This window comes from Streptomyces sp. NPDC054813 (assembly GCF_053611365.1).
This window is the reverse complement of the sequence record NZ_JBSHAF010000012.1, coordinates 223,190-234,783: the sequence shown is the minus strand read 5'-3', so window position 1 is coordinate 234,783 and position 11,594 is coordinate 223,190. Positions and strand designations below refer to the sequence as shown.

Sequence of the window (11,594 nt, the reverse complement as noted above, 5' to 3'; positions counted from 1 at the left end):
TTGGCTACAGGCGGCTCCAGGCTGTGGACAAACGGTTCTCCACAGCCTGGAATGAACGCAGTACGTCCATGGTAGGAAGGCGGGGGGACATGCCACCTGAACAAATGGCCGAGGGCCCGCAGGACCGCGCCGCGCTGCCGCCCGCGCGCCCGCTGGACGCCATTGATCAGGACATCCTGCAGATCCTCCAGGCGGACGGCCGGGCCTCGATACGGTCGGTCGCCGAACGTGTCCACGTCTCGCGCGCCAACGCGTACGCGCGTATCAACCGTCTGATCGAGGACGGGGTGATACGCGGTTTCGGCGCCCGGGTGGACCATGAGCGGGCCGGGCACGGCACCTCCGCCTACATCACGCTGAAGATCGTCCAGAACAGCTGGCGCACGGTGCGCGAGGAGTTGCGGCAGCTGCCGGGCGCCGACCACATCGCCCTGGTGGGCGGCGACTTCGACGTCCTGCTCCTGGTGCACACGCCCGACAACAGGGCGCTGCGCGAGCTGGTGCTGACCCGGCTCCAGGCGATCCCGGAGGTGCTCAGCACCCGCACGCTGCTGGTGTTCGAGGAGGAGGACCTGGAGCCGGGCGGCTGACGCCGGACGGCCGGCGTCAGGCCGCGCGGAGCCCCGAGAACACCAGGCGGGCCACCGCGTCGGAGACCTCGCGCTCGGTCGCGCCGCGCCCGTCCGGGCGGTACCACTCCACGATCGAGTTGACCATGCCGAAGACCAGCCGGGTGGCGAGGCGCACCTCGATGTCACCGCGTACGTCCCCGTCGGCGGCGGCCGCCTTCAGCAGGTCGGCCACCCGGTGGTCGAAGTCCCGGCGCCGCTCCAGCGCCCACCGCTCGGTGCCGGTGTTGCCGCGCACCCGCAGCAGCAGCGTGACGTACGGCAGTTCGGTGATCAGCACCTCGACCATGCGCCGCACGACATGCTCCAGGCGGTCGGCGGCACGCCCCACGCGCGCGTGCTCCTCGTCGAGGATCCCGAACAGGCCGTCCAGGGCGCGGCTGACGGCCCGGCGCAGCAGCTCCTCCTTGCCGGAGACATGGTGGTAGATCGACGACTTGGAGATGCCGGCCGCCTTGGAGAGGTGCTCCATGGAGGTGCCGTCGTAGCCGCGCTCGTTGAAGACCTGGACGGCCACCGAGAGCAGGGTCTCGGGGGTGTAGGTGTCGCGCTTGGCGGTGGTCATGAGGCGCCCTCCCGCTTCTCGGTGGCGTACGCGTGGCGGTAGAGCGCGAGGGAGGGCGCGTAGCGGCCGCTCGGGTCGCGCAGGTGCAGGTCGTCGAGGAGGTCGTAGGCGAAGTCGCGGCCGAGGCGGCGGCTCCACTCGAATGGGCCGAGCGGGTAGTTGACGCCCAGGCGCATCGCGGTGTCGATGTCCTCCTCGGTGGCGACGCCCTTGGCGACGGCGTCGTGCGCGAGGTCGACGATCCGGGCGACGGTACGGGCGACGATCATGCCGGGGACGTCACCGATGACGCTGACCTGCTTGCCGAGCGCCTGGAAGAGACCGACGGCCTCGCCGAGCGTCTGGGGATGGGTGTCGTGTCCCGAGGACAGGGCGATGCGGGTGGCCCGGCGGTAGTCGAGGGCGAGGTCGAAGTAGACGACGTCCCGGAACTCCACCGAGGTCTGGCCGTCGGCGAGGACCAGCTGGCCGCCGCTGGGCAGCACCAGGCGGGTGCCGTGGTCCTCGTCCTCCTCGCGGACCTGGATGCCCGCCTCGCGGATCATCGCGAGCAGCTCGGCCGCCGGGCCGAGGTTGCCCTCGGCGACGACGTAGGGGGGCCGGTCGGCCGGCTCGGCGGTGTGCGGCTCGGGGCGCTCGGCGTCGTCCGCGTAGTCGTACCAGCCGTGCCCGGTCTTGCGGCCGAGATGGCCGGACTCGACGAGCCGGCGCTGGGCCAGGGAGGGCGTGAAGCGGACGTCCTGGAAGAAGGCCTGCCACACGGAGTGCGTGACGGACTCGTTGACGTCCTGGCCGATCAGGTCGGTCAGTTCGAAGGCGCCCATCCGGAAACCGCCGGTCTCGCGCAGCACCGCGTCGATGGTGGCCGGGTCGGCGGCCTGCGCCTCGTAGACCGCGAACGCCTCGGCGTAGAAGGGCCGCGCGATGCGGTTGACGATGAAGCCGGGGGTGTCCGCGCAGGCGACCGGCGTCTTGCCCCAGGCGCGGGCCGTCTCGTACGCGCGCGTGGCCGACGTGACGTCGGTGGCGAACCCGGAGACGACCTCGACCAGCGGCAGCAGCGGTGCCGGGTTGAAGAAGTGCAGGCCCACCAGGCGGGCGGCGCTGCGCAGGGCGCCGCCGATGGCGGTCACCGACAGGGACGAGGTGTTGGTGGCCAGCAGACAGTCGCCGTCGACGATGTCCTCCAGGGCCCGGAACAGCTCCTGCTTGGCCTCCAGCCGCTCCTGGACGGCCTCCACGACCAGGGTGCAGTCCGCGAACTCGGTGAGTTCCTCGGCGGGCAGCAGCCGGGCGCGGGCCGCGTCCCGGTCGCCGGCCGTCATCCGGCCCTTCTCGACCAGCCGGTCGAGACGGGCGCCGATCGCCGCGGCGGCGTCCCCGGCCCGTCCGGGGACGGCGTCGTACAGCCGTACGGGATGGCCCGCGACGAGTGCGACCTGGGCGATGCCCTGGCCCATGGTGCCGGCGCCGGCGACCCCCACGGGGCTGCTGAGGTCGAGTGCTGTCATGTGCGCGATCCTCCCGCACGGGGTTTTCCACAGATGCGGCAGGCCCCCTTGTCCCGACCGATCGTTCGGTTACTCTAACTCTGTCCGGCCGTTTCCGCCCAGGTCATGAGCTCGAAGGGGAGCTCATCAGACGAGGAGTTGGTCCCGCATGACCGCCGAACTCACCGTGCACGAGCTGATCGCCAAGCACCGGCCCACGCTTGACCAGGCGCTGGAGGCGATCCGCACGCGCGCTTACTGGTCCCCCCACCCCGAGCACCCCAAGGCCTACGGCGAGCACGGCAGCCTGGACGCGGCGGCCGGCAAAGCGGCCTTCGACGCCCTCCTCGGCAGCCGTGTCGACCTCGCCCAGCCCGGTACCGACGACTGGCTGGGCGACGAGGTCTCCCCGTACGGCATCGAGCTGGGCGTGACCTACCCGCACGCCGACGTCGACACACTGCTGCCCGCCATGAAGTCCGGCCAGCGCGCGTGGCGCGACGCGGGCGCGGAGGCGCGCGCGGTGGTGTGTGTGGAGATCCTCAAGCGGATCAGCGACCGGACGCACGAGTTCGCGCACGCGGTCATGCACACCAGCGGCCAGGCGTTCATGATGGCGTTCCAGGCGGGCGGGCCGCACGCCCAGGACCGCGGCCTGGAGGCGGTGGCCTACGCGTACGTGGAGCAGGTCCGCACCCCCGACACGGCCGAGTGGTCCAAGCCGCAGGGCAAGCGCGACCCGCTCGCGCTGACGAAGACGTTCAAGCCGGTCCCGCGCGGGATCGCGCTCGTCGTCGGCTGCAACACGTTCCCGACGTGGAACGGCTACCCGGGCCTGTTCGCCTCCCTCGCCACGGGCAACGCGGTGCTGGTGAAGCCGCACCCGCGCGCGGTGCTGCCGCTCGCCCTCACCGTGCAGGTCGCCCGGCAGGTGCTCGCCGAGGCCGGCTTCGACCCGAACCTGGTGGCCCTGACGGCGGAGCGCCCCGGCGAGGGCATCGCGAAGACGCTCGCCACCCGCCCGGAGATCAAGATCATCGACTACACGGGCTCGACCGCCTTCGGCGACTGGCTGGAGGCCAACGCCCGGCAGGCACAGGTCTACACCGAGAAGGCCGGCGTCAACACGGTGCTGGTGGAGTCCACCGACAACTACAAGGGGATGCTCTCCAACCTGGCGTTCTCGCTCTCCCTGTACAGCGGCCAGATGTGCACCACCCCGCAGAACCTGCTGATCCCCCGCGACGGCATCCGCACCGACGAAGGCCCCAGGACGTACGACGAGGTGGTCGCCGACCTCGCCCGCGCGGTCGACGGTCTGCTCGGCGACGACGCCCGCGCGAACGCGCTGCTCGGCGCGATCGTCAACCCCGACGTCAAGGCCCGCCTGGAGGCCGCCGCCGGGCTCGGCGAGGTCGCCCTCGCCTCCCGGGAGATCGCCAACCCGGAGTTCCCGGACGCGGTCGTCCGCACGCCGGTGATCGTGAAGCTGGACGGTGCCAAGCCGGACGACGAGGCCGCGTACATGAGCGAGTGCTTCGGGCCGGTGTCCTTCGCGGTCGCCGTGGACTCGGCGGCCGACGCGGTGGAGCTGCTGCGGCGCACGGTCCGGGAGAAGGGCGCGATGACGGTCGGCGCGTACACCGTCGACCCGGACGTGGAGCGCGCCGTGGAGGAGGTCTGCCTGGAGGAGGCGGCCCAGCTGTCGCTGAACCTGGTCGGCGGGGTGTACGTCAACCAGACGGCCGCGTTCTCCGACTTCCACGGGTCCGGCGGAAACCCGGCGGCGAACGCCGCGCTGTGCGACGGGGCGTTCGTGGCGAACCGGTTCCGGGTGATCGAGGTGCGGCGGGAGGCGTAGCCGTTCGGGGTGCCTGGTCGCCGTGGGGAGCTGCGGGTCCGCCGTGGCTGGTAGCGCCCACGCGGCGGCAGCCGCATGTCGATTACAACCCCGCGCCCCTTAAGGGGCGCTCCAGTGGAACAAGGTCATGGCAACACTGGTCGCCAGGTTGTAGCTGCTCACCTGGGGGCGCATCGGGAGTCGTAGGAGATGGTCGGCACGGGCGCGGAGGTCCGGCGAGAGGCCCGTTCGTTCTGAGCCGAAGGCGAGGATCGCGTTGTCCGGGAGCTTTGTGTTCCGGATGTCCTCACCTTCCGGGTCCAGTGCGTACACCGGGCCCGGCGGCAGCTCCGGCACGGTCAGTCTCTCGACGGCCGTCGCGAAGTGGAGGCCCGCGCCGCCTCGTACGACCGTCGGGTGCCAGGGGTCGAGCGTGCCGGTCGTGATCACTCCCGTCGCACCGAAGCCCGCTGCCAGGCGGATCACCGCGCCCGCGTTGCCGAGGTTGCGGGGCTCGTCGAGAACCACGACGGGGGCGGAGCGCGGGTCGCGGGCCAGCTCACGCAGGTTGGCCTCCCGGGACGGTCGCACCGCCAACGCGGCCACGGCCGTGGGATGCGGGCGGGAGACCAGGGACGCGTACGTCTGCGACGGCACCTCCGTCAGCAGGGCGGCGAGCGCCTCCCGTACGTCCGGCGCCAGCTCGTCCGCCAGGGCCAGCGCCGCGGCCCGGTCCGTGGTGACCGCCACCGGTACCTGCGCGCCGAAGCGCAGGGCGTGCTTGAGGGCGTGGAAGCCGTCGAGGAGGACGGCGGAGTCCGCCAGCCGCGCCCAGTGGTTCAGGGGGTCGGTCATGCCCCGAAGCCTACGCGGGGCTGTTCGTCGGCCTCCGGGGAGCGAGCGGAAGGCAGTGCGGGGGCGTCACGCCAAAAGACGCGGTCACGCGCGCGTGCCGCCCGGCCGCCCAGCCAGAGCAGGAAGGCCGTCGGCAGGAAGACCGAGTCCGCCGCGATCATGGCGAGCGAGAAGAAGGGCAGGCCCAGGACGACCGCGATCACCGCGTGCTCGGTCATCATCGCGGCCAGCAGCACGTTCTTGACCCGGCGGTTGAACAGCGTGAACGGGAAGGCGACCTGGACGATGACCGTCCCGTAGGTCACCAGCATCACCAGTGTGCCGTTGGCGGACAGCAGGTCGGCGAGGGCCGGCCAGGGCGAGAAGTAGTCCAGGTGGAGCGGGTAGTAGACGGCGGTGCCGTCCTGCCAGCGGGAGCCCTGGATCTTGTACCAGCCGGCGGTTGCGTAGATCAGGCAGGCCTCGGCCATGATCACGAACAGGGCGCCGTTGTGCAGGATGTCGGCGATGACGTCCAGCAGGATCCGGGGCTCGGGGGTGCGCGCCCAGCGGCCCGCCGCCCACCACAGGGCGGCGCCCACCCAGGCCGCCCACATGAGGGCCGGCACCAGCCAGCCGCCGCCGGTGCGGCCGGTGAGGGCAGCCACGACCAGCAGGACACCCGACACCGCCCACAGCGCCGGTCCGACCCGGTCGGTGACCGGCTGCCGCTGCGCACGCGCGCGCGCCGCCCGGCGCGCGTCCAGGGACCACACCTGGCCGCAGCGGGTGAACACCAGGTAGAAGGACATCAGGTGCAGCACGTTGTCACCGCCGTCGCCCACGAAGACGCTGCGGTTCTGCAGGGACAGCACGCCGACCATGAACAGCAGGGACATGGCGCGGGTGCGCCAGCCCACCAGCAGCAGGGCGCTGCAGAGGACGGCCAGGAAGTAGAAGACCTCGAAGAAGGGCCGGCCGTCGGAGACCAGCAGCGCCGTGAAGGCGTGGTTGTCCGCGGTCAGCTGCTGGGCGAGGTCGAAGCTCCAGGGGCCGTCGGGGCCGTACAGCTGCTGGCGGTGCGGGTACTCGCGCAGCAGGAACAGCAGCCAGGTGGCGGCGAAGCCGATCCGTACGACGGCCGTCTGGTACGCGCCGAGCGCCGACCCGGTGACCCGGGCGATGGCACGGGACAGGCACAGGGCGAGGCGGCTCATCGCACACCTCCGTCGGCCTCGTCCGCCGGGACCGTCCACCAGGGCAGCACCCGGTAGACCGGGGTGTCGGAGACCTTCTCGCCGCTCCAGCCCGGCGGGGGCACGTTGGTGGTGCTGGAGCGCACCTGGACCCGCTCGATGGTGCCCTTCTCGCTGGTCGCGTCCCCGTCGTACATACGCATCACGACGATCCGGCGCAGGTACTGCTCGGACAGGGAGCCGCGCAGGCCGATCGGGCGGTTGTCGGTGCCGTGGGTGGTGACGAAGAAGTCCAAGGCCCGGCGCAGTTCGTTCTGCACGGTGTGGCTCGGCAGCAGGCTGCCGTCGATGGCCTTGCCGTCCTGGGCGGACAGGTCGTTCCAGCCGGTGGTGGTCGTGGTGCCGTCCTGCATCCGCACGTCGGCGCGTACCTGTACGGCGATGTTCTGCTGGAGCGGGTTCGGCGCGAACAGCTTCCAGTTCTGCTCGAACTCCGGGTACACCCACTCCTCGATCGCCTTGCCGTGCTGCTTCGTCACCGTGTTCGCCGGCGCGACGCTCAGGAACACCATCCCGAGGTGCACACAGGCGGCGACCGCGACCAGGGCCAGCGCGAGGGCCGCGCCGACCTGGTAGCGGGGGGAGAGAGCGGCGACACCGGTGCGGGGCGGGGCGAACGGCGGCTGCTCCCGGCGGACGCCTTCGACAGGTGCGGCAGATGTGACGGGTGCGACGGGTTGGGCAGGTCCCGGATCCGGGCGCGGCTCGCCAGGACCCTCCGGCCCGTGCCGGGCGTCCGAGTCCCCGTCGTACGCGTCCATGCCGCCCCGTTCCCCGATACCGCCGTGTCGTCCCATGCCGTCCGGACGGCCCATCCGGCGCCGTCCGGTGTGCCGCTGCCCGGCACTCGCACGGAACGGTACTCAGCACCGGCCGCCGGGCGCAGCCCCCGGGAGCGGCCCGGGAGCGTGGCCATCGCCACTCCGGCGGATCCCGGCGGCCGCGGTCGCGGCGGTTCGGCAGCGCCTCCGGACCAGGTCACAGCAGGTGGTACGGCGGACAAGGGCGGCCCGCGGCGCCCCGCTCGGCGGGTTGTCCACAGGCCGCGTCGAAGGTTTTCCACAGCGGTTGAAACCGCGGACCTCGGCCTCGAAACTGTGGATCTGCCCCGGCACCGGGCGTAGCGGGTGTATCAGGCGTTCACGGTCCGGGCGAGGAGCATACGCAGGACGGTGTCGGAGCGCTCCAAGAGGGTGTTGCGAACCACAGGGGCCGCTTCCTGGACCGCCTGCTGGGCCTTCTCGACGTATGCGGAGTCGATGGCGTACAGCGGGAAGAGCTGGGAGGTGTAGACCATCGCCGGGATCATTCCGCCCTGGTCCAGCTGGGGGATCGCGGCCAGGTAGTGCTCGGCGTAGGGGGCGAGCAGGGCGTCCTGTCCGGGGCGCCAGAAGGCGGCCGCCACCGCGCCGACCGACTGGACGGGCACCGTGCGGTCCACGGCCAGCCGCTGCCAGACCTCCGCTTTCGCGGCCGGGTCGGGAACGGCGGCGCGGACGGTGAGGGCGCGGACCCAGGCGTCGGGGTCGGGGTCGCGTTCGAGCAGGGCGGCGGTCTCGGTGGTGACGTCACCACCGAGTGCGGCCTCGCGGACAAGGGCGCGCCAGCGCAGGTCGACGTCGTCGCCGGCCTGGTCCCGGAGCCAGGCCAGGTCCTCGGCGCCGGTCGCGGTGCGGGCCAGGCCGCGCAGGGCCACCTGGCGGCGGCCCGGGTCGTCGGCGAGTTGCCGGCAGGCCCTGGCCACGGCCTCCGTCAGCGCGGGACGGTCGGCGTCCGGGGCCCAGAGTTCGGCGATGTTGGTGACGAGGGCCAGGAGGGGCTCGATCACGGCGTCGGACGTCTCGGCGGCAAGGACCGCGGTGAGGCACTGTCCGGCCTCGGCCGCCGTGGTCTCGCCGGCCGTGAGCATGTCCCAGACGGTGGCGGCGGCCACGCCCCGGGAGATGGCTGTGGGCAGCTGGGCCGCCGTGCGGAAGAGGGTGTCCCGGGTGGCGGGGTCCGGGCGGGTGGTGGCGAAGGTGAGGTCGTCGTCGTTGATCAGGAGGAGGTCGGACATGGCGGGAAGGCCGGTGACCGGGGTGCGGGGCTCGGTCACCTCGACGCGGACCACGGCGGTGCGTTCGAGGGTGTCGCCCGCGCGGTCGTACGCACCGACCGCCAGGACCTGCGGGCGCGGGGTGCCGTCGGCGACCAGGGTGACGGTGTCGCCGTCGTGCTCCAGCGTGAAGCGGTCAGTGCCGGCCGTCTCGAGCCAGGCCTTCCGCCAGGTGGCGAGGTCCCGGCCGCCGGCCTCGGCGAGGGCGTCGATCAGGTCCTGGAGGGTGGTGGTGCCCCAGGCGTGGCGGGCGAAGTAGGCGGCCATGCCGGTGCGGAACCGGTCCTCGCCGACGTAGGTCATCAGCTGCTGGAGGACGGAGGCGCCCTTGGGGTAGGTGATGTTGTCGAAGATCGACGCGGCCTGGGCGACGTCGTGGATGGGCTGGTGGATCGGGTGGGAGATCGGGCCCTGGTCGGAGAGGTAGGCCTTGAGCTTGCCGCCGGCGAGGTGGCCGGCCCAGACGTCGGTGTACCGGGTGGCGCCCTCGGCGGCCCAGTGGCAGGCGAACTCGGCGAAGGCCTCGTTCAGCCAGAGGTCGTCCCACCAGCGCATGGTGACGATGTTGCCGAACCACATGTGCGCCATCTCGTGCAGCAGCACGACCGCGAGCAGCTCGCGTTCCGCATGCGTCGGCGTGGCCCGCCGCAGGAACATGTCCGACCAGGTCACGCAGCCGTAGTTCTCCATCGCGCCGCCGAACTCGGGCATGAACACCTGGTCGTACTTGCGCTGCGGGAACGGCATCGCGAAGGCCTCGGCGAAGAAGGCGAGGCCCTGGCGGGTGAGGGTGAAGATCTCGTCGGCGTCGCGTTCCAGGACCTCGGCGAGCGAGCGGCGGGCGAAGATGCCGAGGTCGTGGCCGTCGGCCTCGCGTCGGATCTCGTGGAAGGGGCCCGCGTTGACGACGGTGTTGTACACGGACAGCGGCGGGGTGTCCGGGAAGCTCCACCGGCGGGCCGCGCCCTGCTCCTCGACGCGCGGGTCGCCGGAGTTGCTGAGGACGGTCCAGGCGGCCGGGGCGGTGACGGTGAAGGCGTGCGGGGCCTTGAGGTCGGGCTGGTCGAAGCAGGCCCATACGAAGCGGGCCTCGTCGGGCTCGAAGCTGGTCCAGAGGTAGACCTCGCCGTCCGCGGGGTCGACGGCCTTGTGGGCGCCCGGGCTGGTCGTGGTGTCGGTCTGGACGCTTTCGACGCGCAGCACGTTGTGGGCGGCCAGGCCGGGCAGCGGGATCCGGCCGTCGTCGCTCGGGGTGAGGGGGCTGCCGTTGAGGGTGGCGGAACGGACCTCGGCCGCGCAGTCGACGAAGGTCTCGGCGCCCGGCTCGGTGCAGCTGAAGGCCACCGTGGAGACGCACCGGATCTCCGGTCCGCCGGGCAGGGCGGTCAGGTCGATGTCCACGTCGTACCGCTCGACCGTGATCAGTGCGGACCTGCGCTCGGCCTCGACGCGGGTCAGGCTTCGGATCCCCATGTGTCCTCCCTCGTGTGTCCGTCCCCGTCGGCGGACAGCGGCCGACAGCCTACGTCGGAAGGAGCTGGTGATCGCAGGGGTTTTCGGTTCCCTTCTTCTAGAACCTGTTCTATCTTGACGGACCGTCAGATAGCGGACCCGCCGGGAGGACAGGACCGTGGACTTCACCTTCACCGAGGAGCAGCTGGCGGCGGCCGAGGCGGCGCGCGGGGTGTTCGCCAAAGTGGCGCCGGACGCGGTGCCGAGCCCCGCGCTGACCACCGGCGCCGTGGCCGGGCACTTCGACCGGGAACTCTGGGACACCCTGGCCGGCGCGGACCTGCTGAGCCTGCTGCCGACCGAGGAGTACGGCGGGGCGGGGCTGGACGCGATCGCGCTCTGCCTGGTGCTGCGGGAGTCGGCGAAGGTGCTGGCCCGGGTGCCGCTGCTGGAGAACAGCGCGGTCATGGCGGCCGTGCAGGCGTACGGGGACGAGGAGCTGAGGGGCAGGCTGCTGGCGCGGGCGGGGCGCGGCGAGCTGGTGCTGACCGTCGCCGCGAGCGGACGCACCGGGCACGACCCGGCCGAGCTGGCGGTGACCGCGCGACGGGACGGCGACGAGTGGGTGCTGGACGGGGTGCAGACGGCGGTGCCGTGGGTGTACGACGCCGATCTCGTCGTCGTACCGGCGCATACCGACGGCGACCGGAGCGTGCTGGCGCTGGTGGCGCCGTCGGGCGACGGGGTCACGCTCGCCGAGCAGGTGTCGACCAGCGGGGAACGGCTCGGTGAGCTGCGCCTTGAGTCGGCGCCGGTCGCGGGGCGGGACGTGGTGACCGCGGAGGGGGCCTGGGAGTGGCTGCGGGAGCTGCTGGCGACCGGGACGTGTGCGCTGGCGCTCGGGCTGGGGGAGCGGGTGCTGCGGATGACCAGTGAGTACACGGGCAAGCGGGAGCAGTTCGGGCATCCCGTCGCCACGTTCCAGGCGGTCGCCGTGCAGGCGGCCGACCGGTACATCGACCTGCGGGCCATGGAGGCGACGCTGTGGCAGGCGGCGTGGCGGATCGCCTCCGGGGCGGCCGGGGCGTTGCCGGCGGCCGGGGACGTGGCGGTGGCGAAGATCTGGGCGGCGGAGGGGGTGCGGCGGGTGGTGCAGACCGCGCAGCATCTGCACGGGGGGTTCGGGGCCGACACGGAGTATGTGCTGCACCGGTACCACGCCTGGGCGAAGCAGATCGAGCTGGCGCTCGGGGGGGCCGGGGTCTATGAGGAGGCGTTGGGGGATTTGCTGGCTGCGCATCCACTGGGGTAGGGGATGCGAGATCAGGGGGGCGCTCGGTCGGAGGGGATCCGCGGGGCGGTGGGGGGCTGGCCGCGCAGTTCCCCGCGCCCCTTACGGGGCGCTCGAGTGCGAGGCGCTTCGGTGCGGGAGG

9 protein-coding genes are annotated in these 11,594 nt (G+C 72.3%); 3 read left to right on the top strand and 6 right to left on the bottom strand.

The window, feature by feature from the left end; translation table 11 throughout:
* The first annotated feature begins 89 nt into the window (after nt 1–89).
* Nucleotides 90–590 carry an Lrp/AsnC family transcriptional regulator gene (locus tag ACWGJB_RS25475; protein ID WP_453382396.1) on the top strand — a complete coding sequence of 167 codons (501 nt, stop codon included), beginning with the start codon at nt 90–92 and terminating at the stop codon, nt 588–590.
* A gap of 16 nt (nt 591–606) precedes the next feature.
* Here ACWGJB_RS25475 and ACWGJB_RS25470 read toward each other — a convergent pair whose 3' ends face one another.
* Nucleotides 607–1,194 carry a TetR/AcrR family transcriptional regulator gene (locus tag ACWGJB_RS25470; protein ID WP_351938710.1) on the bottom strand — a complete coding sequence of 196 codons (588 nt, stop codon included), beginning with the start codon at nt 1,192–1,194 and terminating at the stop codon, nt 607–609.
* Nucleotides 1,191–2,705, bottom strand: coding sequence for a 3-hydroxyacyl-CoA dehydrogenase (locus ACWGJB_RS25465; protein ID WP_453382395.1), 1,515 nt, complete (start codon nt 2,703–2,705; stop codon nt 1,191–1,193). Before ACWGJB_RS25465 ends, ACWGJB_RS25470 begins: the two co-directional genes overlap by 4 nt.
* A gap of 148 nt (nt 2,706–2,853) precedes the next feature.
* Here ACWGJB_RS25465 and paaN point away from each other — a divergent pair, with 148 nt between their 5' ends.
* Complete coding sequence (gene paaN, locus ACWGJB_RS25460; protein ID WP_453382394.1) at nt 2,854–4,545, top strand: phenylacetic acid degradation protein PaaN; 1,692 nt, start codon at nt 2,854–2,856, stop codon at nt 4,543–4,545.
* A gap of 99 nt (nt 4,546–4,644) precedes the next feature.
* On the opposite strand, the gene ACWGJB_RS25455 is transcribed toward paaN, so the two are convergent.
* The 4 genes from ACWGJB_RS25455 to pepN form a co-directional block, all read right to left on the bottom strand.
* Nucleotides 4,645–5,379, bottom strand: coding sequence for a TrmH family RNA methyltransferase (locus ACWGJB_RS25455; RefSeq protein WP_453382393.1), 735 nt, complete (start codon nt 5,377–5,379; stop codon nt 4,645–4,647).
* Nucleotides 5,376–6,575 carry an HTTM domain-containing protein gene (locus ACWGJB_RS25450; RefSeq protein WP_453382392.1) on the bottom strand — a complete coding sequence of 400 codons (1,200 nt, stop codon included), beginning with the start codon at nt 6,573–6,575 and terminating at the stop codon, nt 5,376–5,378. Before ACWGJB_RS25450 ends, ACWGJB_RS25455 begins: the two co-directional genes overlap by 4 nt.
* Nucleotides 6,572–7,375 (bottom strand): DUF5819 family protein, encoded by an 804-nt coding sequence (locus ACWGJB_RS25445; RefSeq protein WP_453382391.1) that lies wholly within the window; start codon nt 7,373–7,375, stop codon nt 6,572–6,574. The genes ACWGJB_RS25450 and ACWGJB_RS25445 overlap by 4 nt, the downstream gene beginning before the upstream one ends.
* 371 nt (nt 7,376–7,746) lie before the next feature.
* Nucleotides 7,747–10,182 carry an aminopeptidase N gene (gene pepN / locus ACWGJB_RS25440; protein WP_453382390.1) on the bottom strand — a complete coding sequence of 812 codons (2,436 nt, stop codon included), beginning with the start codon at nt 10,180–10,182 and terminating at the stop codon, nt 7,747–7,749.
* 157 nt (nt 10,183–10,339) lie between these two features.
* Here pepN and ACWGJB_RS25435 point away from each other — a divergent pair, with 157 nt between their 5' ends.
* Nucleotides 10,340–11,473: an acyl-CoA dehydrogenase family protein gene (locus ACWGJB_RS25435; protein ID WP_453382389.1), complete on the top strand. Its 1,134-nt coding sequence runs from the start codon at nt 10,340–10,342 to the stop codon at nt 11,471–11,473.
* Nucleotides 11,474–11,594 lie beyond the last annotated feature (121 nt).

Excerpts from the sequence above, each read along its gene's own strand:
- paaN (WP_453382394.1), top strand. The coding sequence starts at position 2,854 with ATGACCGCCGAACTCACCGTGCACGAGCTGATCGCCAAGCACCGGCCC.
- ACWGJB_RS25470 (WP_351938710.1), bottom strand. The coding sequence starts at position 1,194 with ATGACCACCGCCAAGCGCGACACCTACACCCCCGAGACCCTGCTCTCG.
- ACWGJB_RS25450 (WP_453382392.1), bottom strand. The coding sequence starts at position 6,575 with ATGAGCCGCCTCGCCCTGTGCCTGTCCCGTGCCATCGCCCGGGTCACC.
- ACWGJB_RS25475 (WP_453382396.1), top strand. The coding sequence starts at position 90 with ATGCCACCTGAACAAATGGCCGAGGGCCCGCAGGACCGCGCCGCGCTG.
- ACWGJB_RS25455 (WP_453382393.1), bottom strand. The coding sequence starts at position 5,379 with ATGACCGACCCCCTGAACCACTGGGCGCGGCTGGCGGACTCCGCCGTC.
- ACWGJB_RS25465 (WP_453382395.1), bottom strand. The coding sequence starts at position 2,705 with ATGACAGCACTCGACCTCAGCAGCCCCGTGGGGGTCGCCGGCGCCGGC.
- ACWGJB_RS25445 (WP_453382391.1), bottom strand. The coding sequence starts at position 7,375 with ATGGACGCGTACGACGGGGACTCGGACGCCCGGCACGGGCCGGAGGGT.
- pepN (WP_453382390.1), bottom strand. The coding sequence starts at position 10,182 with ATGGGGATCCGAAGCCTGACCCGCGTCGAGGCCGAGCGCAGGTCCGCA.